Raw genomic sequence first — 22983 nt, 5'->3', positions numbered from 1 at the left:
CAGACCGTTAGTCGCGGACGGGACTCATTTCGAGCCGTTCACTTTGTTTCCATAGCCGTTCAGCCTGTTCTCTAACGTCTGCGCGTCGAGAGGACCCGACACACGCAATGCGCGTACGAAGGCACGACGCCGCAGAGCGACATCCACACACTCGCTTGTCGGATGCACCCACGCGCCCCTACCTGGCATCGTCGCGCGCTCATCGGGAACGAGAGCGGATTGGATGGCCACCACCCTGAGAAGGGCGGACCTAGGGGTACGCGTACGGCAACCGACGCACGTTCGTACGGGTTCCATCCTACACCTCCGGCCTGGGGTCCTGATCTTCGTCGGCGCCCGGCGGGACTGCACGCGGGACGCGAGACGGATGTCGCCACCCGCTCTCGCGCTCCCCCGCTGCAGTCTCGCGGCTGCTCGGCGGGCTCTACGCCTCGTCGAGGATGCTGTCGGGCTGGATGTCGATCTTGGCGCCGGTGAGCTTCGCGGCCAGGCGGGCGTTCTGCCCTTCCTTGCCGATCGCCAGCGAGAGCTGGTAGTCGGGCACGAGCGCACGGACGGCCTTGGTCGAGGCATCCAGGATGAAGCTGGAGGTCACCTTCGCGGGCGACAGCGCATTGGCGACGAACTTCGCCAGTTCGGGGTCGTAGTCGACGATGTCGATCTTCTCGCCGCCGAGCTCCTCGGTGACGGCACGGACGCGCCGGCCGAGCTCGCCGATGCAGGCGCCCTTGGCGTTGATCGTCGGGTCCGTCGCACGCACGGCCATCTTCGTGCGGTGGCCGGACTCACGGGCCAGCGACACGATCTCCACGAGACCGGACGCGATCTCGGGGACCTCGAGCGCGAACAGCTTCCGGACCAGTCCGGGGTGGGTGCGCGACACGGTGATCTGCGGGCCCTTCGTGCCCTTGGAGACCGACGTCACATACACGCGGAGGCGCGAGCCGTGCGGGTACGCCTCGCCCGCGACCTGCTCCTCCGGGGGGAGGATCGCTTCGATGGTGCCCAGGTCGACGTGCACCATGCGCGGGTTCGGCCCCTGCTGCACGACGCCGGCGACGATGTCGCCTTCCTTGCCCTTGAACTCGCCGAGCACCGCGTCATCCGCGATGTCGCGCAGGCGCTGGCTGATGACCTGCTTGGCGGCGAAAGCCGCGATGCGACCGAAGTCGTCGGGCGTGGTCTCTTCCTCGCCGATGACGATGCCCTCGTCGTCGCGCAGCGGGATGAAGACGGCGACGTGGCCGGTCTTGCGGTCCAATTCGGCGCGAGCGCCCTCCGGGATCTCCCCGGTCGCGGTGGTGTGCTTGCCATAGGCAGTCAGAATCGCCTGCTCGATGATCCGCACGAGTTCCTCGAAGGGGATCTCCTTCTCGCGTTCGACCGTCCTCAGCAATCCGAGATCGATGTCCACAATGCCCTCTCCGTATTCAGCTCTCGTCGGTGCGTCACGCGCTCCGACATCCCCACTACGTTACCGGATGCCGCATCCTCGCGGCCGTGAGCCAGCTGTCAGCACCCGCCTCGGGCCTGCTATCCGCACTCCACCGCCGGCGCGGGCTCGCCGTCCAGGCGCGCCGCCGACCACCGCATCAGCACCGGCAGAAAACGGGAGCCCGGCATGATCGTGCGCAGGTGGCTGTAGCCGCGGTACTCGACACCGCGCACCGGGGCACCCTCGGCGCACTGATCGGCGACGAAACGCGTCTGCAGGGTCGTCGGAATGACCTCGTCCGCGCTGCCCCACGCCACCAGAACGGGACTCGGGAACGGCCCGGTCGCAGCATTCTGTCCGAGCCGCCGTCCGAGTGGTCCGTCGGTGAGGTCGGCGGGGTACAGCGGCTGGTCCTCGGAGACGCCGAGGGCGGTGAGCATCGAGACGATCACGCCCGGTTCGCTCAGACAGCGCTGGGTCATCTCCCGCACGAGCGAGCGCGCACCAGGAGCAACGTAAGTGGGGATGTTGACGTCGGAGTAGGTGTCGGCGTAGGGCACGAGCACCCACGAGATCATGACCGACAGCTCCGCTCCCCCGGCCTGCCCGCCGCCGCGGGTGAGTTCGTGCGCGAGCGCGCGGGGATCGGCGACGGGCGCGATCGCGACGGTGCCGGCGATGTTCAACTGCGGCGTGTACTCGCCGGCGAGTTGCGAGGTCCACAGCGCGGCATGCCCGCCCTGCGAATGCCCCCACACCACCACGTCGTCCGACAGGTTCAGGTCCGGCAGCTCCTGCGCGGCCAGGACCGCGTCGAGCGACGAATGCGCCTCGCCCGCGCCGATCAGGTACGGGAAGACACCCGGAGCGCCCTGCCCGGAGTAGTCGGATGCCACCACCACCCAGCCGCGCGACAGCGCGTCGTCGAGTCCGGGGATCGCCCACTTGGTCGCCGATGCATCGCGCAGGCTCGGCGCGCAGCCGCGTGCGACACCCGTCGTGCCGTGGTTCCAGATGACCACGGGGCGCGGACCCGGCGGCGGGTCGCTCGGGGTGATCACGAGGGCGCTGGCCACGGCGGGCTGCCCCAGAGCGTCCTGGGTCGTGTAGAGGATGCGCTGCGCCGTGCCGTATCGCGGCGCGCGACCGTTGTACGCGTCCTCCCGGATGAGACTGCCGTGCGCCGCCGGAACCTGCGCCGGCGGGTCGTAGAACGCGTCCACCACGGGGGCGCCCTCGGCCAGCCAGTCGTTGAGCCACCATCCGCCCGCGGCCGCGGCCACCAGCACAGCGGCGAGCGCGTATCGTCCGGCCGCCGCCGCGATGAGGGCGGCCCGCCGAGGCTGCGCCGGATCGAACGACGGGCCGCCGGGGAGTTGCGCGCCGATGCGCCGCATCCCCCGGCCGCCGCGCACCACGAGCGTCACTCCGAACACGATCGTGCGCACGCCGAAGAGGACGGCCACCACGAGCAGGGTGACATCGGGCCAGGTGACCGACAGGATGCCGAACAGGATCTGTGCGCCGCCCCACGCTGCGGCGAGTACCCGCTCACTCGCCCGTCCGCCGACGACCGCATCGCCGAGGGACGCGAGCCCGCCCACGATCAGCAGGGCGGCGAGCGCGACGGGCAGCAGGTCGAGGCTGCGCCCGAGCCAGATGAGCACCGCTGCGCCACCGGCGATCCACAGCAGCGCGAAGGCGGTCGTCCACCACCGCGGACTGCGGCGCTGGGAGACGAGGTCGATGATCCCGGAGACGATGGCGCTCACGCCGACGTACACGCCCAGCAGCACCACGGAGGTGAGCGGGCGGAACACGATCAGCGTGCCGAGGCCCACGACCACGATCCCGACGAGCAGGAGCACCCGGGGCGGTGCCAGCTCGAGCAGACGCGGCAGGGCGCTCCAGCGGGTGCCCCACGCGCGAACGCGGGGGGCGTCGACGCTGTCCGACACACTCGAGGCCATCGGTTGATTTTAGGTCGGCACGGGTCTCGCGACGGCCGGATGACGCGGCATCCGCCGACTGCGGCGCAGCACTGGATCATGGTCCCGCGTCAAACCCACCGGCATACTGACGAGATGGATGCGGTGAATGACTGGCTCTTGACGTGGGGCGACAACCTCTGGACCTGGATCGTGCTGCCGGTGGTGGTACTCCTCGGGCTCTACTTCACGATCCGCTCCGGCGTCGTGCAGTTCCGGCTCATTCCGGAGATGTTCCGCACCCTCACCGACAAGACTCCGCGCGACGCCAGCGGCAGACCGCAGTCGGTCTCGGCATTCCAGGCGTTCACCATCTCGGCCGCTTCGCGCGTCGGCGTCGGCAACATCGCCGGAGTCGGCACGGCGATCGCCATCGGCGGACCCGGCGCCGTGTTCTGGATGTGGCTGATGGCATTCGTCGGCGGCGCGTCCAGCTTCATCGAGTCCTCCCTCGCGCAGCTGTTCAAGATCCGCGACAAGGACGGCTTCCGCGGTGGTCCGGCGTACTACATGCAGCGCGGGTTGAAGGCGCGCTGGATGGGCGTGCTGTTCGCCGTCATCCTCATCATCTGCTTCCCGATCGCATTCAGCTCGTTGCAGGCCAACACGATCCAGGCCACCGTCGCCGGCAGCGTCAGCGAAGACGTCCAGAGCTGGCTGCCGTGGGCGGTCGGCCTCATCCTGGCCGCATTGATGGGCCTCGTGATCTTCGGCGGGGTGCGGCGGATCGCGTCGGTGACGCAGATGCTGGTGCCCGCCATGGCGCTGCTGTACCTCGGGCTGGGCCTCGTCATCGTCGTGATGCACGCCGACCGGCTCCCCGCCGCGATCGCCTCCATCTTCACGGATGCGTTCGGGCCGAACGAGGTCGTCGGCGCGACGCTCGGCTACATCATCCTCACCGGCGTCAAGCGGGGCATGTTCTCCAACGAGGCAGGGCTCGGCTCGGCTCCGAACGCGGGCGCGAGCGCCGCCGTGACCCACCCCGTCAAGCAGGGGCTCGTGCAGACGCTCGGCGTCTACTTCGACACGTTCCTGGTCTGCTCGATCACGGCCTTCATCATCCTGGTGTCGGTGCCGGATCTGGAGAACGCGGGACGCGGGATCGGTTTGACCCAGGGTGCGCTGACCAGCACGCTCGGCGAGTGGTCGAACGTCTTACTGAGCGTCATCATCTTCCTGCTGGCGTTCAGTTCCATCCTCGGCAACTACTACTACGGCGAGTCGAACATCGAGTTCATCACGCCGCGACGCTCCGTGCTGGCCGGTTACCGCATCCTCACGGTGCTCGCCGTCCTGGCCGGCTCCGTCATCTCCGCCGACGTCGTGTGGAACTTCGCCGACGGTGCGATGGGGTTGATGGCGCTGGTGAACCTCATCGCGATCGCGCTGCTGTCGGGCATCGCGTTCCGCCTGTTGAAGGACTACACGGGCCAACGACGCGCCGGGCGCGACCCGGTCTTCACGCGCGACAGGATGCCGGACATCGGCGGCATCGCCGTATGGGAGGACGAGCTCAGCGTGACCGGCCCGATCGACATGCCGACCAAGCGCCGTCAGTCCGAGAAGCACCGCGACCACCTGCACGCCGGACACGACGCCCACTGAGCCGCGCGGGCTCACTACGTGGAGGCCGGCACCGCCGGAGCCGACGCACTCGGGAGGTCGTTGATCGCACGGATGAGACGGAACAGCGAGCCGACCCGGAATTGGTCGAGGGTGAGCACGAGACGCGGCAGGTCCACATGGTCGTCGTCGCTCAGCTCCGGGGCGAGCGGCGCCGAGCGCTCGATGCTCCCCTGCGCGAGCAGGGACGCGAATCTCTCGTTGAGATCGGCGATCTCGGCATCCGTCGGCTGGGCCCGAAGACGCAGGACCAACCGTTTTCCGACCCAGCGCATCGAGTCGTAGTTGCGCCAGAAACCGGTGATGGCATCCGCCGCCGCCGTGACCGAGTCCGTCACCAGCACGCGGTCGAAATCGTCGGGCGAGACGACGCCGGACGCGACCAACTGCTCGTCGACGAACCGCTGGAGCCCCTGCCAGAACGTGCCGCCGGGAGCGTCCAGCAGCACGATCGGGGTCGGCTCGGCCTTGCCGGTCTGCTGCAGCGTGAGCAGCTCGAACATCTCGTCGAGCGTCCCGAACCCGCCGGGGACGCACACGAAGCCGTGCGATTCCTTGACGAGCATGAGCTTGCGGGTGAAGAAGTACTTCATCGCGACGTTGTTCGCGCTGGAGCCGATGACGGCGTTCGGCTTCTCCTCGAACGGAAGCCGGATCGAGACACCGATCGACCGATGCGGACCGGCACCCTCGGCCGCCGCCTGCATGATGCCGGGACCGGCGCCGGTCACCACCATCCAGCCCTGCTCGGCCAGCGCCTCGGCGACGGAGGCGGCGGATCGGTAGAGCGTGTCCGCCGACTTGGTGCGCGCCGACCCGAAGATCGTGACCTTCGGGACGCCCTCGTACGGCGCGAACAGGCGGAACGCGGCCCGCATCTCGGTGAGCGCGGCCGATGTGATCTTCAGATCCAGCCGGTCGGCCGGATCCATGCCCAACGAGACGCCGGTCGTGAGGATGCGGGCGACGAGGTCTATGTTCTCCGTGATCCCCGCCTCGGAGATCACGGAGCGCAGCGCTTCAGTCACACCGGGAGGAACGGGATTGGCCGCAGGGTTCGACATACAGCCAGACTCGCACGTCCGATGGCCCGCGTCATCGGATTTGTCAATCCCCTGCCGGACGCGGGCACGATCACCGAAGCTCGAGACATGACAGAGAACACGCCGGAAGAAGTCACGGGTCCAGAAGCGATCACCCGGGTCAAGGAACTCGTCGAAGACATCGACATCACGATGCTGACGACCCAGGATGCCGCGGGCAATCTGGTGAGCAGGCCGATGAGCACGCGCCACATGGACGAGAACGGCGATATCTGGTTCTTCACACTCGACGATTCGAAGAAGGTCGACCAGTCCGAAAGCGACCGGGATGTCGGACTGTCCTATGCCGACGCGAAGGGCTACCGCTTCGTCTCGGTCGCCGGCCGGGCCGAGACCGTGCACGATCGGAGCAAGATGGACGAGCTGTACACACCGTCGCTCGATGTCTGGTTCGAGTCAGGTCTCGACACCCCAGGGATCGCCTTGCTCAAGGTGACTCCGTGCGAGTGCGAGTTCTGGGAACCGCGCCACGGCAAGCTGGTGACCGCCGCGGGCATGCTCAAGTCACTCGTGACCAAGGACTCACCCGACGACACCATGCGACACGGCACGGTCAGCTGCTGACCGGCGCGGCGCGCGTCAGCGCGTGAGCTGCGTGACAGCGTCCGCCACCGACACCGCGGTGCGGTCACCGGTGCGGCGATCCCACAGCTCGACCTCGCCGTCGGCCGCGCCGCGACCCACGATCACGATCTGCGGCACGCCGACCAGCTCGGCATCGCCGAACTTGACGCCGGGCGAAACCTTCGGGCGGTCGTCGTAGAGCACGTCGAGACCGGCCGCGTCGAGATCGGCCGCCAGCTTCTCGGCGAGCTCGAACGCCACGGCATCCCGTCCCGTCGCCACCACGTGCACGTCGAACGGCGCGACGGACGCGGGCCAGATGAGGCCCTTCTCGTCGTTGTTCAGCTCGGCGATGTTCGCGAGGATGCGGGTCACGCCGATGCCGTACGAGCCCATCGTGACCGTGACGAGCTTGCCGTTCTCGTCCAGGACCTTCGCACCCAGCACGTCGGCGTACTTGCGGCCGAGCTGGAACACGTGTCCGATCTCCATGCCGCGGGCGAGCTCCACCGGACCCGAGCCGTCGGGCGCAGGGTCTCCGGGGCGGACGCTGGCGGCCTCGACGAATCCATCGGCCACGAAGTCACGACCCGCGACGAGCGAGTGCACGTGCTTCTCGTCGGCGTTGGCCCCCGTGATCCACGCGGTGCCGTCGACGACGCGGGGGTCCAGGAGGAAGCGGATGCCGGTGGCGGATTCCTCGCCGAGGATCGCACCGGTCGGCGACCAGGGGCCGATGTAGCCCTTGACCAGCAGCGGGTGCTTCTCGAAGTCGGCCTCGGTGGCGGGCTCGACGGCGGCCGGGGCGAAGGCGACCTCGACCCGCTTGTCGTCGATGTCGCGGTCGCCGGGGACGCCGACGATGACGAGTTCGCGCGTGCCGTCGAGGTGGGTCAGCGCGAGCACGACGTTCTTGAGCGTGTGCGCGGCCGTCCACTCCCCGTCGCGCGGAGCGTCGAGGTGGGCGTTGGCGTGCGCGACGAGCGTCGCGATCGTCGGAGTATCGGGCGAGTCGAAGATGACCGGGTCGGGCAGTCCGTCGAACGGGATCGGCTCGGGAGCCACCGTGGTGAACGCCTCGACGTTGGCCGCGTACCCGCCGGCGGAGCGCACGAAGGTGTCCTCGCCGATCGCAGTCGGGTGCAGGAACTCTTCGCTGCGCGAACCGCCCATCGCTCCGGCATCCGCCTGCACGATGACGTACTCGAGTCCGAGGCGCGCGAAGATCCGCTCGTACGCGTCGCGCTGCGCCTGGTACGAGACATCCAGTCCCGCGTCGGTGTAGTCAAACGAGTAGGCGTCCTTCATCGTGAACTCGCGGCCGCGCAGAAGGCCCGCACGGGGGCGGAACTCGTCGCGGTACTTGTCCTGGATCTGGAAGATCGTCAGCGGCAGGTCCTTGTACGACGAGTACAGGTCCTTCACGAGCAGCGTGAAGAACTCTTCGTGCGTCGGGCCGAGGAGGTAGTCGGCGCCCTTGCGGTCCTGCAGGCGGAACAGCGTGTCGCCGTACTCCTCCCACCGACCGGTGAGCTCGTAGGGCTCACGCGGCAGCAGCGCCGGGAAGTGCACCTCGTACGCGCCGGCCGCGGCCATCTCCTCGCGGATGATGGTCTCGATCTTCGCCTTGACCCTCAGGCCGATCGGCAGCCAGGCGAACACACCCGGCGCCTGGCGGCGGATATAGCCGGCGCGAACCAGCAGGCGATGCGACGCGACCTCGGCATCAGCCGGGTCTTCGCGCAGCGTGCGGAGGAAATAGTGCGAGAGACGTGTGACCACGAGGACCAAGTCTAGGGCGAGCGGATGCCGGGGCTCGGCGCGGTCCGCCTCATCACGGTTCGCGTCGTCCTCTCGACACCCACCCCTACACTGACCCCGTGCCCGCTCACCGCCCTCACCTCGTCTCCGCGGCGGCGGGTGATGCACTCGCGGCGTCCCTCGCTGCACTGCGTCAATCGCTCGATCTCCCGGGAGAGTTTCCGGCGGAGGTGCTCGCCGAAGCGGATGCCGCGGCCCGGGATGTGCGCACGGATGGCCTCGGCGATCTGCGCGATCTCGAGTTCCTCACCATCGACCCGGCCGGGTCGATGGACCTCGATCAGGCGATGCACTTCGAGCGCACGTCGACTGGTGCCGTGCTGCATTACGCGATCGCCGACGTGCCGGCGTTCGTCCGGCCGGGCGGAGCGGTGGACACCGAAGCGCGCCTGCGCGGGCAGACGATCTACGCCGCGGATGGGCGGATCCCGCTGCATCCCCCGGTCCTCAGCGAGGACGCGGCATCCCTGCTCCCCGGGGTAGACCGTCCGGCGTTCGTATGGCGGTTCGTCCTGGACGACGGCGCCCGCCCCACCGAGACGACCCTCACCCGCGCGATGATCCGGTCGCGACGCCGGTGGAGCTATGTCGAGGCGGACGATGCCCTCATCGCCGGTACAGCGCCCGAGACGCTGCGGGTGCTCGCCTGGTTCGGCCCGCTCCGTGCGGAGCGCGAGAGCGAGCGGGGCGGAGCCAGCCTCAACCTGCCGTCGACCGAGATCGCCTTCGAGCGCGGACGCTACCGCCTCGAACGTGAGGTCCCCCGGCCGATCGAGGACTGGAATGCGCAGGTGTCGCTGCTGACCGGCATGGCGGCGGCCGACGTCATGCTGCGCGGCGGCATCGGCATCCTCCGCACGATGCCGCCCGCCGACCCGGCCGACGTCGCCGATTTCCGCGATCGCGCAGCGGCGCTCGGCATCCCGTGGCACGACGCCGTGACCTACGGCGACTTCCTCCGCACGCTCGACCGTGAGGATCCCGCAGCGATGGCGGTGCGGGATGCCGCGGCATCCCTGTTCCGCGGTGCCGGCTACGCGACCTTCGACGGCGAGCCGCCCGCACAGACCCTGCAGGCCGCGATCGGCGCCCCGTACGCGCACACCACAGCGCCGCTGCGCCGCCTCGTCGACCGCTGGTCGCTCGTCATCTGCGAGGCTCTGGCGAACGACCGTCCCGTGCCGGAGTGGGCCCGGCAGAGCCTGCCCGAGATTCCGAAGCTGATGGGGCGCAGCGACCAGCGCGCACGTCAGCTCGATTCCGCATCGATCGACCGCGTCGAGGCCGCGCTGCTGTTGGGACGCGAGGGCGAGGTGTTCGACGCCGTGGTGCTCGGCGGCAACGGTTCGGGCGCGCGCGTGCAGCTGGCGGCCCCTCCGGTGACGGCCAAGGTTCCCGGATTCGCCGCGACTGCGGGCTCCGCCGTGCGACTGCGGCTGGAGTCGTCGGATGTCGCGACCGGCGTGACCACGTTCGCACCTGTGGCGGAGGGCTCGTAGCCTGGGACGATGACACGCGTGCTGCTGACCGGCTTCGAACCCTTCGGCGGGGATGCGGGCAACCCCTCCGGTGACGCCGTGCGCTTGCTCGCGGCATCCTGGGACGGCCCTGCCGAGCTCATCACCGCCGTCCTGCCCGTGACCTTCGCCGACGCGCCGGCCGGCATCCGGTCGTTGATCGACGAGCACGAGCCCGACATCGTGATCGCGACGGGCCTCGCCGGGAACCGCGCCGCCGTCACTCCGGAGCGGGTCGCGATCAACCTCATCGACGCGCGGATACCCGACAACGCCGGCAGCCGGCCGATCGACGAGCCTGTCGTGAAGGGCGGACCTGCCGCCTACTTCGCGACGATCCCGGTCAAGGCGATCGCCCGTGACATCAGTGCCGCGGGCATCCCGGGCGAGGTTTCGTTCACCGCGGGCACGTTCGTCTGCAACCAAGTGTTCTACGCGGCCATGGATGCCGCATCCGCCTTGCCGCGGACGCGGGCCGGCTTCATCCACGTGCCCTGGTCGACCGAGCACGCGCCGGCGGGTGCGCCTGCTCTGCCCCTGGAGGACATCGCCCGGGCGCTGGAGATCGCGGTGCGCACCAGCATCCGCTCGTCTCGGGATGCCGCGATCCCCGGCGGTGCGGTGTCCTGATCGGTCGGTGGCCCCGGCTCCCCTCGCGAGCCTCGCGAGCTCACAAGAACGGCGCGCTCCGGGTCAGATGAGCGGACACCTTTTGTGAGCTCGCGGAAGGGGCGGGCAGGCGTGCAGCTGCTACCGGCGGCGGCCGGCGTGCAGTACCGTGCGCACGACGAGCCCGGCCACCAGCGCCCAGAACGCGGCGCTGACGCCGAGCACCGCCACCCCGGATGCCGCGACGAGGAACGTGACGACGGCGGGAAGCCGCTCCCCCGGGTCGTCGATGGCCTGCTGGATCGCCGAGCCGAAAGCCGCGAACAGCGCGATGCCGGCGACGGCGGGGATCACCGCGGGCGGCGCGAGGAGCACGAGCGCAGCGAAGGCCGCCGACGCCGCGCCGAGCACGAGATAGGACCCGCCCGTCGAGACCCCCGCGACCCAGCGGCGACGGGGGTCGGGGTCGGCCTCGGGCGCGGCGGCGAGCGCGGCGCTGATCGCGGCGAGGTTGATGGCGTGCCCGCCGGCCGTCGCGCCCAGCGCTGTGCCGACGCCGGTGACGAGCATCGCCGGGCGCCACGGCACCTCGTACCCGAAGCTGCGCATGATCGCGACGCCCGGCACGTTCTGCGACGCCATGGTCACGAGGAACAGCGGCAGCGCGACTCCGACGAGCGCCCCGATGCTGAGCGTCGGAGCGGTGAACTCCAGGTGCGGCAGCAGCAGAGCCGGATCCACGGATGCCCCGGCACGAGCCAGCTCGACGGCGACGACGATCGCGGCCGCGACGAAGGCCAGCGGCACCGCCCATCGCGGGGCGAGACGGGCGAACACCAGCCAGGTGAGGACGACCGGGATCACGCCCCAGGGGTTCACCACGATCCCGGTGATCGGCGCAAGGCACAGGGGCAGGAGCACTCCCGCGAGCATCGCCTGGGCGATCGAGGGCGGGATGCGGGCGACCAGGCGCCCGAGCTGTGGCCACAGCCCGGTCAGCAGGATGAGCGCGGCCACGACGAGGAACGCCCCGACGACGGCCGGCCACCCGCCTTCGACGGCACCGGTGGCAGCCAGGAGCGCCGCGCCCGGGGTCGACCACGCGACCGTGATCGGCATCCGGAATCGCCACGCCAGGAGGATGCACGCCAGCCCCATCGTGATGCAGAGGGCGAGCAGGCCGCTGGCCGCCTGCCCGGGCGTCGCACCGACGGCGCGGAGTCCGGTCAGCACGACCGCGAACGAGCTCGTGAATCCGACGAGGGCCGTGACGATCCCGGCAGTGATCGGGCGGGACAGCGAAGGCGTGACAGAGGTCACGACGCCATCCGTCCTCGGTAGACCGCGCTGCGCAGCTCGAGCGCCCACTCATCGGTGCGCGGCATTCCGAGGCTGTGCGAAACGGCGATCTCCGCCTCGACGTCGTACGGCACGCGCACGAACCGCACCTCGAACGGGGCGAGCTCGGCGGCATCGAGCACGCCCTCGAGGATGACGTAGCTCGGGGTCGGCTCGTCGAGCGGATTGCCGACGCTGCCGACGTTGAAGAGCGTGCGGCCATCGCGCGAATGGATGTACGCGTCGTGGATGTCGCCGTAACCGACCACTGTCGGCTCGGGACCGAACCCGGTCATCTCGGTCGCGTGGAACATGGCCTCGAACTGCGCGTCGGAATGGCGGAACCGCACTCGCACATGCGGGCTCTCGGCCGACGCATGGAACAGCCGGATGCGACGGCCGCTGAGAGTCAGATCGTGGCTGAGCGGCAGGTCGCCGAGCCACGCCCGCTGCCCGGCGGAGAGCTCGTCGCGCCACCACTGCATCTCTACGGGTCCGTCGTCGCCGATCGCGCCGATGAAGTCATCCCAATTGCCGCGGACGTTGATCTCGCAGACCTCGCGCACGCGCTCCACGACGGCCGCGCCGCGCGGGCCTTTGCCGATGTTGTCGCCGAGGTTGAGGATCCGTGTGATTCCACGGGCCGCGATGTCATCGAGAACGGCCTCGAGCGCCGTCAGGTTGCCGTGGACATCGGAGATGACGGCGATGCGTTCGAGGGACACCCTCGTGATCATGCCACGACGGCATGACTCAGGATGCCTTTAGGGTCGGGGTGTGCGTCGTCTCCTCGCCCTGTTGGTTGTCGCCCTCACCGCCGGCGTGTTCGCCTGGGCGGAGTACACCGATTGGCGCGCGTCCCATCGGCGACTCGGTACGGCCGTCGCCGCGGGTGGTTCCGAAGCGGTCGTCGTGCTGGGGTTCCGCAACCGCAGCGGGCGCGCCAACGCCATCAACCGGTACCGGGTGCGTGTCGGTCTGCGTTCGATGAATCCCGAAGCATCGTCGAGCGTGCTCGTACTGTGCGGCGGAACGGTCGCCGGCGACGTTCCCGAGGCGGAGCTGCTGGCGCGCTACGCCCGCGAACGCGGACACAGGGGCGAGATCCGGCTCGACACGACCAGCACCACGACGTGGGAGAACATCCGCAACGCGATCCCGCTGATCGGCGATGCCGAAACGATCATCATCGCGTCCCACTCGCAGCACGCCGAGGCGGGGCGGGAGTATCTGTGGACGCTGCGCCCGGATCTCGCGGCACGCCTGGTGCGCGGCAAGGACTACCGGTTCGGCGAGATCCCGCTCGTCAAGCCGATCGCCGCCTATCGTGCGGCACGGCATCGCGCCGCCCAGCGACGCTGAGGATCCGCATTCTCGCCGCGAGAGGGGACAGCTCAGGCCGTGATGACCTGGGCGGTGCCGGGCTTGGCGTCGGGACCCATCTCGGCGGCGAGGCGGTTGGCCTCCTCGATGAGGGTCGCGACGATCTCGGACTCGGGCACGGTCTTGATGACCTGACCTTTGACGAAGATCTGGCCCTTGCCATTGCCGGACGCCACGCCGAGGTCGGCCTCGCGGGCCTCGCCGGGGCCGTTGACGACGCAGCCCATCACCGCGACGCGCAGCGGCACGGTCATGTCCTTGAGACCCTCGGTGACGTTGTCGGCGAGCGTGTAGACATCGACCTGGGCGCGACCGCACGACGGGCAGGACACGATCTCGAGCTTGCGCTCACGCAGGTTCAGCGACTGCAGGATCTGGTGTCCGACCTTGACCTCTTCGGCCGGCGGAGCCGACAGCGAGACGCGGATCGTGTCGCCGATGCCCTCCGAGAGCAGGATGCCGAATGCCGTGGCGCTCTTGATCGTGCCCTGGAACGCGGGGCCCGCCTCGGTCACGCCGAGGTGCAACGGCCAGTCGCCCCGCTCCGACAGCATCCGGTACGCCTTGACCATGACGATCGGATCGTTGTGCTTGACCGAGATCTTGAAGTCGTGGAAGTCGTGCTCTTCGAAGAGGGATGCCTCCCACACGGCGCTCTCCACGAGCGCCTCTGCGGTCGGCTTGCCGTACTTCTGCAGCAGACGCTTGTCGAGCGAACCCGCGTTGACGCCGATGCGCAGCGAGATGCCGGCGGCCTTCGCAGCGGCCGCGATCTCGCCGACGTTGCCGTCGAACTCGCGGATGTTGCCCGGGTTCACGCGCACGGCGGCACAGCCCGCGTCGATGGCGGTGTAGATGTACCGCGGCTGGAAGTGGATGTCGGCGATGACCGGGATCTGGCTCTTGGCGGCGATGATCTTGAGGGCATCGGCGTCGTCTTGATGCGGCACCGCGACGCGCACGATCTCGCAGCCCGACGCCGTGAGCTCGGCGATCTGCTGCAGCGTGGCGTTGATGTTCGTCGTCGGCGTCGTACACATCGACTGCACGCTCACCGGGGCGTTTCCGCCGACGAGGACCTTGCCCACCTTGATCTGTCGGGTCTTGCGACGCGGGGCGAGGACTTCGGGGACCTTCGGCATCCCGAGATTCACAGCTGGCACGTCCCCAGCCTACGCCGCCGACGCTGGACGCGGCCCGCGCGACCCGGCGCGCGTCGTTGTGGTAGTTTCGGCCCATGTCCGCGAACCTCTCCTGGTGGCACACCGCATAGGCGGTGTGTTCGCGAGACCACAGACCGCCCCTTCGGGCGGTCTTCTTCGTTAGGGCGACCGCCCCCACGACGAAAGACCGACGATGACCGGGCCCAGTCCCCTCTCCTTCAGCGAACTCGCCACCGGTGACGTTCCCTTCGCACTCATCGCCCGCGACGGCAAGACCGTCGAGATCCTCACCGGCGATGTCGTCGATGTCGACCTGCTCGCGGACATTCCTCTCACGGATGCTTCGGGCATACCTCGCGAGGTGCTCGCGCTCGTTCCGTTCCGACAGGTCCGGGAGCGCGGCTTCGTGTGCCACGACGACGGCGCGCCGCTGCGCTGCCTGGTGGTCGCGCAGCACGATGCCGTCCCGCTCGCGGACGCCCTCGCACAGCTGCCGTCGGCCCCGGTGCCGCTCGGCGACGCCGGGTTCGACATCGCCGACGAGGACTATGCCGCAATCGTGCGCACCGTCATCGCCGACGAGATCGGCCGGGGCGAGGGAGCGAACTTCGTTATCCGCCGTGACTTCACGGCATCCGTCGACACGGATGCGGTGATCGCTGCGCTGACGTGGTTCCGCGCGCTCCTGGAGCACGAGAAGGGCGCCTACTGGACGTTCGCGATCGTGACCCCCGGGCACATCGCCGTCGGCGCGAGCCCCGAGGCGCACGTCAGCGCCCGCGAGGGGGTCGTCACCATGAACCCGATCTCCGGCACGTTCCGGCACCCCGCGGGCGGTTCGACCGTCGCGACCCTGACCGAGTTCCTCGAATCCACCAAGGAGACCGAGGAGCTGTTCATGGTCGTGGACGAGGAGCTCAAGATGATGAGCGCCGTGTGCTCCGACGGCGGGCGCATCACCGGTCCGCATCTCAAAGAGATGTCGCGCCTCACCCACACCGAGTACATGCTCAGCGGGCGCAGCCAGCTCGATCCGCGCGACATCCTGCGCGAGACGATGTTCGCCCCGACCGTCACCGGGTCGCCGATGCAGAACGCGTGCACGGTCATCACGCGCCACGAGACCACCCCTCGCGGCTACTACTCCGGCGTCGCGGCACTGTTCACCCCGTCCGCGTCCGTAGAAGGGCCCTCGCACGACCTGGACGCCCCCATCCTGATCCGCACCGCATATCTGGTGGACGGGATGCTGCGGGTGCCCGTGGGCGCGACACTCGTACGGCACTCCGACCCCTACGGCGAGGTCGCCGAGACCCACGGCAAGGCGGCGGGCGTGCTCGGCGCGATCGGCGCGATCGCGCGCGACACCGCGGCGGAGGCGGCGGCCGTCGCCGATCCCGCGGCGGATCCCGACAAGCCCGTCATCCCGCGGGCACCGCTCGCCGACGACCCCGAGGTCGCCGCGCTCCTGCAGTCGCGCAACGCGCGGCTGGCGGCGTTCTGGCTGAACCCGCAGGAGGCGCACCCGCACGGCCCGCTGTCCGGCCGCTCCGCGCTCGTCGTCGACGCCGAGGACCGCTTCACGACGATGCTCGCCCACCAGCTGCGCCACCTCGGCCTGGACGTCTCGATCGTGCCGTGGAGCGAGGTGACCGACGCGCAGGTCCTCGAGGCCGAGCTGGTCGTCTCCGGCCCCGGTCCCGGCGATCCCCGCGACCCCGACAGCCCGCGGCTGCGCCGCATGCGCGAGGTCGTCGCGCTGCGCCGCGAGTCGGGCCGACCGCTGCTGGCGGTGTGCCTCAGCCATCAGATCCTCGCCGATTCGCTCGGCCTCGACCTCGCGCCGCTCGCGACCCCGCACCAGGGGCTGCAGCACACGATCGACGTCTTCGGCGAGCCGGCATCCATCGGCTTCTACAACACGTTCACCGCCCGGGTTCCGGCCGGGACGACGGTCGTGGGCGTCGCCGACGTCGCGGCCGATCCCGCGTCGGGCGATGTGTACGCGCTGCGCGGCCCCGGCTTCGCGTCGGTTCAGGGCCACCTCGAGTCGATCCTGTCGCGCGACGGCATGGTGACACTCGAGCGCCTCGTGCGGCACGCATTCGCCTAGAGCCTGACAGTGGGGACCGCGGCTCAGAACCCGATGCGTCCGTGCAACAGGCGGCGCTCGGCCTCGTTCGCGGTGAGTTCGAGCGCGCTGAGGTCCTCGGCGAGCGCGTCGTCCTCTCGACCCAGGCCCCGCAGCATCCGTGCTCGGACCGCATGCCAGAGGTGGTACGACGTGAGCTCGGCGGACAGCGCGTCCACCTCGGCGAGGGCTTCGGCGGGTCCGGCGACCTCGGCGAGCGCCACCGCACGGTTGAGCCGCACGATGGGCGACCGGTCGTACGCGAGCAGCATGTCGTAGAGCGTCAGCACCTGCAGCCAGTCGGTGTCGGCGGCATCCCGGGCATCCGCGTGGCAGGCGGCGATCGCCGCGTGCAGCTGCCACCGACCGGGGTGCCGCAGGGTCGCCGCCCGCTCGAGCACCACCCGCGCCTCCGACAGCAGCGTCCGGTCCCAGCGTCCGCGGTCCTGGTCGCCGAGCAGCACGAGCTCACCGTCCACCGCCCGCGCCCCCTCCCGGGCGCGATGGAACAGCAGCAGCGCGAGCAGGCCCTGTGCCTCCGCTTCCCGGGGCAGCGCGTGGGCGACGACCCGCGCGAGCCACAGCGCGTCGTCGGCGAGGTCGCGGTCGGCGGCCGCATCACCGCCCGGGACGAGGTGCGCCTCGCTGTACATGACCGACACCACGGTCAGCACGATGTCCAGCCGCTCGGCGCGCTCGGCCCCCTCCGGGATCCGCAGTGGGATTCCCGCGGTCGCCATCTTCCGCTTGGCCCGCACGATCCGCTGCGCGACGGTGGATTCGGCGGTCACCGTCGCCCGCGCGATCTGCGCCGTGGTCAGCCCGCACACTGCGCGCAGCGTCAGCGCGAGCTGGGCCTCGGGCGACAGCGCCGGGTGGCAGCAGCCGAACAGCAGCGCCAGGCGCTCGTCCGGGGCATCCGTCGCCGATTCTGCGACCGGCGGCCGCTCCCCCACGATGGCGAGCTTGCTGCGGTAGCTCTGCTCACGACGCAGCCGGTCGAGGGCATTGTGCCGGGCGGCCTGGGTCAGCCAGGCACCCGGGTTGGGCGGTACGCCGCGCGTCCGCCACTCGCGCACGGCCTCCACGATGGCCTCGGCCACCGCTTCCTCCGCGACATCGAGGCTGCCGAGCGATGCCGTGAGCGCCGCGACGATGCGCGCCGACTCCTCGCGGACGGTGCGGGCCAGCAGCAGATCGGATGCCGCGGCGCCCGTCCCTCGGGACGGGGTGGCCGCGGCATCCGACTCGCTCACTGCTCGAACTGGGTGTAGTCGACGACCATCGGACGGATTTCGACGGCCACGCCGGGGAATTCGAGCGACGGCCAGGTCTTGACCATCTCGATCGCGGCGTCGAGGTCGGGGACGTCGATGATGCTGAACCCGCCGACGACTTCCTTCGCCTCGGAGAAGGGCCCGTCCACGACGACCGGTCCGCCCGCGCCGTGCTTGACGGTCGTCGCCGTGGTCTCGGACTCGAGCTCGGCGCCGGTGTCGTCGAACTTCTCGCCGTGTTCGCCGAACCAGCTGTAGATGCGGCCATAGACCTCTTGGCGACGCTCCGGCGGCACTGCGGCGTCGAGTTCAGGAGTGCTGGTGAACATGATGACGTACTTCACGGTGGTGTCCTTTCGTCAGGGGAACCGTTTCACCCCTACAGCGAACGGGCAACCCCGAAATCGACACCCGTGCGAAAAAACTCCGCGCGGTCGATCAGAACAGCGAAACCGGGTTGAACAGGTCCGCGAGGATCAGGATTCCGCCCATCACGACGAGCAGGATCACGACCACGAACGTCACCGGCACGAGCTTGGTCGCATCCACCGGCTTCGGCGGTGGGCGGCGGAAGATCTTGGCCCACGTGCGCTTGATCCCGTCCCACAGCGCCACGACGACGTGGCCGCCGTCCAGCGGCAGCAGCGGGATGAGGTTGAAGACGAACAGCGCGATGTTGAGCGAGGCGAGCAGACCGATCAGCCCGGAGACGCGGTTGATGATCGGCGCGTCCGTCGCCGCCACCTCGCCGGCGATCACGCCGACGCCCACGACGCTCAGCGGCCCGTTGGGATCCCGCTCGGCGCCGGTGAACAGCGACACCGCGGTGTCGTAGATCTTCACCGGCAGCTGCACGATGATCCCGGCGACGGCGCCGACGTTCTCGAACGCGGCCTGGGGCCCTGCCCACAGCGGCTGCCGCATCAGTTCATTAGTAGGGCGGATGCCCGCGAAGCCGACGTCCTGCGTCACGGGGTCGCCGTTCGCATCGGTGACGGGCGCGCCCTGCGCGTCGGTGACCGGGCGCTCGGCCAGCACCGGCGTCAGCGTGAGCGTCTGCTCGGCACCGTCGCGCTCGATGACGACCGCGAGCGATTCGCCCGGCGACGCCTGGATGATCGCGGATGCCTCGGCGAACGTCGCGACCGGCGTGCCGTCGATCGACATCATCGTGTCGCCCGGAAGGAACCCGGCCTTCGCCGCGGGAGTCTGCGGATCGGTGGGCGCGCATTCAGTCTGGGTGGTACCCGCCGGCAGCATGCAGGCGTTCACCTCGGACACCGTGGTGGAGGACGTCGCGACGCCGATGCCGCTGAACAGGATCGCGAACAGCACGATCGCCAGCAGGAGGTTCATCGTGGGGCCGCCGAGCATGATGACCACGCGCTTCCACACCGGCAGCTTGTAGAAGACGCGGTCATCGTCGTCGCCGAGCACGGTCTCGTCGTTGGCCGAGCGGGCGTCCTGCACCATCGCGGCGAAGAACCCGCCGCCGGCGCGGCCGTCGCGCTGTTTCGGCGAGGGCGGGTACATGCCGGCCATCGAGATGTAGCCGCCGAGCGGTATCGCCTTGAAGCCGTACTCGGTCTCGCCCTTGCGGCGCGACCACAGCGTCGGGCCGAAGCCGATCATGTACTGGCCGACGCGCACCCCGAACTTCTTGGCGGGCAGCAGGTGACCGAGTTCGTGCAGCGCGATCGAGACGGCGAGCCCCACCACGATGATGAGGATGCCGATGATGAAAGCGAGGACGGTCACACGCCCACGGTACTCGGCTCCCGCTTTGAGTTCGCCGAGGATGTCGGCTCCCGCTAGCGTGGAACCACCCCGCCGAGAGGAACCCATGTCGCCGCGCCAGCTCCGCACCCTTCGCGGGGTCGCTGCTGCCGGTATCGCGACCGTTCTCGCGGCCACCGCGCACACTCTCGGTGGTGGCGGGGCGCCTGCACCGGCCTTCCTCGCCGCGATCGCGGTCCTCGCCTCCCCCGGGGCGGTGCTCCTGGTCGGTCGTCGTCTCTCCCGGCTGCGCGTGATCGGGATCGTGGCCGGCAGCCAGGCGCTGTTCCACACCGCCTTCGCTCTGGTGGGAACCGCCACACCGTCCGGGGCATCATCGTCCCCGCACGCGCACGGCATCGAACTCTCCGCACTGCTGGCAGCCCCGGCATCCGCCGCGGCCGGCACTGAGATCGTTCCCGACGCCGCGATGCTCCTCACGCACGTCCTCGCTGCCGCGGTCACGGCTGCCGTGATCTATCGCGGCGAGCGGATGCTGCGAGCGCTCGTGCGCGGCATCGGACGGGTGCTGAGCCGTGCCCTGGTTCCCGTCGTCGCCGTCCGCACCCTGCTCCGCACGGCGATCCCGTGGTCGGTCCCGACCGCGTCGCTCTCCGCCCGACGCTCCGGCGTGAGCCGGCGCGGTCCCCCGGTCGCTCTCGTCTTCTGATTCCTTCGCGCCCCGCGCTCGTGCCCGCTCCGCGGTGCCGGCGACGTCGGGCGCACCTTCCCGCGCGCCGTCGCGAAGACGACCGCGCGCATAGACGAAAGCGATACCCATGAACAGCACCACCACCCCGTCCCGCCGCCGCGCCCGCCTCCTCACCGGCCTCACCGCCGGTGCGATCCTGGCGATCGCCGTCCCCGCCGCCGCCTCGGCGCACATCGGCGTGACCCCCGACACCGCCTCCGGAGGCGGCACGAGCAGCCTCACCTTCTCGTTCAGCCACGGCTGCGAGGAATCGCCGACGACCGCCCTGATCTTCGACATCCCGGCCGGCATCGGTAACGTCACGCCCGTCGTCCAGGGCGGATGGACAGTCGAGCGCGAGATCGGTTCGGACGGCATCCCCACCCAGGTCACGTTCACCAGTGACGTGCCCGTCGAGCCGGGGTTGAAGGCATCCGTGTCCATGGACGTGCTCTTCACAGAGGCCACGGCCGGCACCACGGTCGCCTTCCCCGTCGTGCAGGTGTGCGCGGTCGGGCAGAACGACTGGACCGAAGTGGTGGCCGACGGCGAGGACGAGTCCAGCGTGGACAGCCCCGCGCCATTCGTGACGGTCGGCGACGTCGTCGCCACGGACAGCGGTCACGGCGGCCACGGTGCGGCGACCGCGGACCCGGAGGATCACGCGGATGCCTCGGCCGACGGCGACGCGGCATCCACCGATGTCGTCGCCCGGTGGCTCGCCGGCGGCGCGCTTCTGGCCGGCATCGCCGCGCTCGCGGTGAGCCTGCTGCGTCGACGCTCGCGCGGCTGACGCCGCGGGGAGGGCGGGCTCGCGCTCGCCCTCCCCTGGCACGCCGGACGCCACTGGTCCGCACTTCCCGGATCCCCAGACTCGAATGAGAGGATGGAGGCGACATGTCGACCGATGCCGCTCCCTCGAACCTGCCCCCCGTACTGCGCCCGGAGAATCCTCCGTTGCGGTCCCTCGACGACCTCGCCGCGCGCTTCGCGCGGGAGGTGCGCGGAACGACCGAAGGGCGGTCGCTGTCGGGCATCACCCTGGCCACGGCCGACCTCCGCCCGGGTGAGGCGTTCGTCGCCATCCGCGGCGTGAACCGTCACGGTGCCGAGTTCGCCGCGGCCGCCGCCGCGAAGGGCGCCGTCGCGGTCGTGACCGACGCGGACGGCGCCGAACTGGCCGCCGACGCGGGCCTGCCGATCCTCGTCGTGGACGATCCGCGCGGGCTCCTCGGCGAGCTGTCGGCGTGGGTGTACGGCACCGGCGCCGACGACCACCTGCCGCTGCTGCTGGGCACCACCGGCACGAACGGCAAGACGAGCGTCTCGCACCTGCTCGAGGGCATCCTCGGTCAGCTGGGCGTCGTCACCGGCCTCTCCTCCACCGCGGAGCGGCACATCGCCGGGCACGTCATCGTCTCCCGCCTGACCACGCCCGAGGCATCCGAGATGCACGCCCTCCTCGCCCTGATGCGCGAGCGCGGCGTCGAGGCCGTCGCCGTCGAGGTCAGCGCCCAGGCGCTCAGCCGTCGTCGCGTGGACGGCATCGTGTTCGATGTCGCCGGGTTCACCAACCTCAGCCACGACCACCTCGACGACTACGCCGACATGCGCGAGTACTTCGAGGCGAAGCTTCCGCTGTTCCACGCCGACCGCGCGCGTCGCGCCGTGATCTCGTTGGACTCGAGCCCGGGGCTCGAGGTCGCCGCCCGCTGCGAGGTGCCGTACGTCACGGTCGGCACGCCCGACATCGCGGCGGATCGGGATGCTGCGGCCGGTGCCGACTGGGTCGTCACCGTGCTCGAGGAGCACCAGGACGGCACTCGCTTCGAACTCGTCGGACCCGAGGGACGCACACTGCGCACGACCGTCCCGGTGATCGGCGAGCACATGGCCGCGAACGCCGGGCTCGCGATCGTCATGATCCTCGAGGCCGGGTACGCGTGGGACGACCTCGTCGCCGCGCTCGAGGGTCAGCGCATCGACGCGCACCTGCCCGGCCGCACCGAGCGCGTCTCGGGCGACCGCGGTCCTGCCGTCTTCGTCGACTTCGGGCACTCCCCCGACGCGTTCGAGAAGACGCTCGCGGCGGTGCGTCGCGTCACGCCCGGCAAGGTCGTCATGCTCTTCGGCGCCGACGGCGACCGCGACGCGACCAAGCGCCACGACATGGGGCGCACCGGCGTCGAGGGCAGCGACATCCTCGTGATCACCGACCACCACCCGCGCTTCGAGAACCCCGAGTCGATCCGCGCGACCCTCATCGAGGGCGCACGGATGGCGCGGCCCGACGCCGAGATCCACGAGTTCTCGCCGCCGGAGCGCGCCATCGTCGAGGCCGTCAAGCTCGTCGGCGACGGCGACGCGATCCTCTGGGCCGGCCCCGGTCACCAGGACTACCGCGACATCCGCGGCACCCGCGCGCCGTACTCCGCCCGCGAGCTCGCCCGTCGCGCCCTCCAGAACGCCGGATGGCCCGTGCCCGAGCCGCACTGGCCGGTGCCGTACCCGGCCGACCGGATCATCGCCTCGGACCCGACCCGACCGATCGACTGAGCGGG

Annotated in this window: 20 protein-coding genes; 9 read left to right on the top strand and 11 right to left on the bottom strand. The window is 70.2% G+C overall.

The annotated features are described in order from the left end of the window. Positions 1-24: 24 nt before the first annotated feature. From ASD65_RS18880 to ASD65_RS18070, 3 genes are all read right to left on the bottom strand, one after another. Entirely contained in the window at positions 25-297 is a 273-nt protein-coding gene (locus tag ASD65_RS18880) for a YlxR family protein (RefSeq protein ID WP_082561985.1), read from the bottom strand. Positions 298-424: 127 nt separating this feature from the next. Further along, positions 425-1414, bottom strand: coding sequence for a transcription termination factor NusA (gene nusA / locus ASD65_RS18075; protein ID WP_056225997.1), 990 nt, complete (start codon positions 1412-1414; stop codon positions 425-427). 119 nt (positions 1415-1533) lie between these two features. Then, complete coding sequence (locus ASD65_RS18070) at positions 1534-3405, bottom strand: lipase family protein (RefSeq protein ID WP_056225993.1); 1872 nt, start codon at positions 3403-3405, stop codon at positions 1534-1536. A gap of 114 nt (positions 3406-3519) precedes the next feature. Between ASD65_RS18070 and ASD65_RS18065 the strand changes: the two genes are divergently transcribed. Further along, positions 3520-5031: an alanine/glycine:cation symporter family protein gene (locus tag ASD65_RS18065; protein ID WP_056225991.1), complete on the top strand. Its 1512-nt coding sequence runs from the start codon at positions 3520-3522 to the stop codon at positions 5029-5031. A 14-nt stretch (positions 5032-5045) separates the two neighbouring features. Here ASD65_RS18065 and ASD65_RS18060 read toward each other — a convergent pair whose 3' ends face one another. Next, complete coding sequence (locus ASD65_RS18060) at positions 5046-6113, bottom strand: TIGR00730 family Rossman fold protein (RefSeq protein ID WP_056225988.1); 1068 nt, start codon at positions 6111-6113, stop codon at positions 5046-5048. Between the two features lie 87 nt (positions 6114-6200). Between ASD65_RS18060 and ASD65_RS18055 the strand changes: the two genes are divergently transcribed. Continuing rightward, a complete protein-coding gene (locus tag ASD65_RS18055; RefSeq protein ID WP_056226496.1) occupies positions 6201-6716 on the top strand; it encodes a pyridoxamine 5'-phosphate oxidase family protein in 516 nt (171 codons plus the stop codon). Positions 6717-6731: 15 nt separating this feature from the next. Here ASD65_RS18055 and ASD65_RS18050 read toward each other — a convergent pair whose 3' ends face one another. Next, positions 6732-8498, bottom strand: a complete 1767-nt coding sequence (locus tag ASD65_RS18050) for a proline--tRNA ligase (RefSeq protein WP_056226494.1) — start codon at positions 8496-8498, stop codon at positions 6732-6734. A 98-nt stretch (positions 8499-8596) separates the two neighbouring features. Here ASD65_RS18050 and ASD65_RS18045 point away from each other — a divergent pair, with 98 nt between their 5' ends. Both ASD65_RS18045 and pcp read left to right on the top strand, forming a co-directional pair. Then, positions 8597-10036, top strand: coding sequence for an RNB domain-containing ribonuclease (locus ASD65_RS18045; RefSeq protein ID WP_056225985.1), 1440 nt, complete (start codon positions 8597-8599; stop codon positions 10034-10036). Between the two features lie 9 nt (positions 10037-10045). Next, positions 10046-10684, top strand: a complete 639-nt coding sequence (pcp, locus tag ASD65_RS18040; RefSeq protein WP_200948737.1) for a pyroglutamyl-peptidase I — start codon at positions 10046-10048, stop codon at positions 10682-10684. Positions 10685-10804: 120 nt separating this feature from the next. Here pcp and ASD65_RS18035 read toward each other — a convergent pair whose 3' ends face one another. After that, on the bottom strand, positions 10805-11983 hold the full coding sequence (locus ASD65_RS18035; protein WP_056225981.1) for a benzoate/H(+) symporter BenE family transporter: 1179 nt from the start codon (positions 11981-11983) through the stop codon (positions 10805-10807). Then, positions 11980-12726 carry a metallophosphoesterase family protein gene (locus ASD65_RS18030; RefSeq protein WP_056226488.1) on the bottom strand — a complete coding sequence of 249 codons (747 nt, stop codon included), beginning with the start codon at positions 12724-12726 and terminating at the stop codon, positions 11980-11982. The genes ASD65_RS18035 and ASD65_RS18030 overlap by 4 nt, the downstream gene beginning before the upstream one ends. A 52-nt stretch (positions 12727-12778) precedes the next feature. On the opposite strand from ASD65_RS18030, the gene ASD65_RS18025 reads away from it, so the two are divergent. Beyond that, positions 12779-13363 carry a YdcF family protein gene (locus ASD65_RS18025; protein ID WP_200948735.1) on the top strand — a complete coding sequence of 195 codons (585 nt, stop codon included), beginning with the start codon at positions 12779-12781 and terminating at the stop codon, positions 13361-13363. 32 nt (positions 13364-13395) lie between these two features. Here ASD65_RS18025 and ispG read toward each other — a convergent pair whose 3' ends face one another. Then, the gene (gene ispG / locus ASD65_RS18020) at positions 13396-14526 is read right to left on the bottom strand and encodes a flavodoxin-dependent (E)-4-hydroxy-3-methylbut-2-enyl-diphosphate synthase (protein WP_056225978.1); all 1131 of its coding nucleotides are present in this window, start codon (positions 14524-14526) and stop codon (positions 13396-13398) included. Positions 14527-14740: 214 nt separating this feature from the next. On the opposite strand from ispG, the gene ASD65_RS18015 reads away from it, so the two are divergent. Next, a complete protein-coding gene (locus ASD65_RS18015; protein ID WP_056225975.1) occupies positions 14741-16660 on the top strand; it encodes an anthranilate synthase family protein in 1920 nt (639 codons plus the stop codon). 23 nt (positions 16661-16683) lie between these two features. Here ASD65_RS18015 and ASD65_RS18010 read toward each other — a convergent pair whose 3' ends face one another. From ASD65_RS18010 to ASD65_RS18000, 3 genes are all read right to left on the bottom strand, one after another. Continuing rightward, positions 16684-17934 carry an RNA polymerase sigma factor gene (locus ASD65_RS18010; RefSeq protein WP_056225972.1) on the bottom strand — a complete coding sequence of 417 codons (1251 nt, stop codon included), beginning with the start codon at positions 17932-17934 and terminating at the stop codon, positions 16684-16686. Beyond that, complete coding sequence (locus ASD65_RS18005) at positions 17931-18299, bottom strand: YciI family protein (RefSeq protein WP_056225971.1); 369 nt, start codon at positions 18297-18299, stop codon at positions 17931-17933. Before ASD65_RS18005 ends, ASD65_RS18010 begins: the two co-directional genes overlap by 4 nt. A 94-nt stretch (positions 18300-18393) precedes the next feature. Next, the gene (locus ASD65_RS18000; protein WP_056225968.1) at positions 18394-19713 is read right to left on the bottom strand and encodes a M50 family metallopeptidase; all 1320 of its coding nucleotides are present in this window, start codon (positions 19711-19713) and stop codon (positions 18394-18396) included. Positions 19714-19798: 85 nt separating this feature from the next. Between ASD65_RS18000 and ASD65_RS17995 the strand changes: the two genes are divergently transcribed. The 3 genes from ASD65_RS17995 to ASD65_RS17985 all read left to right on the top strand — a co-directional run bounded on the left by ASD65_RS17995 (position 19799) and on the right by ASD65_RS17985 (position 22978). Further along, a complete protein-coding gene (locus ASD65_RS17995) occupies positions 19799-20401 on the top strand; it encodes a hypothetical protein (protein ID WP_056225965.1) in 603 nt (200 codons plus the stop codon). Positions 20402-20510: 109 nt separating this feature from the next. Further along, complete coding sequence (locus ASD65_RS17990; RefSeq protein WP_056225962.1) at positions 20511-21215, top strand: DUF1775 domain-containing protein; 705 nt, start codon at positions 20511-20513, stop codon at positions 21213-21215. 104 nt (positions 21216-21319) lie between these two features. Then, the gene (locus ASD65_RS17985) at positions 21320-22978 is read left to right on the top strand and encodes a Mur ligase family protein (RefSeq protein WP_056225959.1); all 1659 of its coding nucleotides are present in this window, start codon (positions 21320-21322) and stop codon (positions 22976-22978) included. The last annotated feature ends 5 nt before the right edge of the window (positions 22979-22983 follow it).

This window comes from Microbacterium sp. Root61, assembly GCF_001427525.1.
Classification (GTDB): domain Bacteria; phylum Actinomycetota; class Actinomycetes; order Actinomycetales; family Microbacteriaceae; genus Microbacterium.
This window is presented reverse-complemented; position numbering and strand designations above follow the sequence as displayed.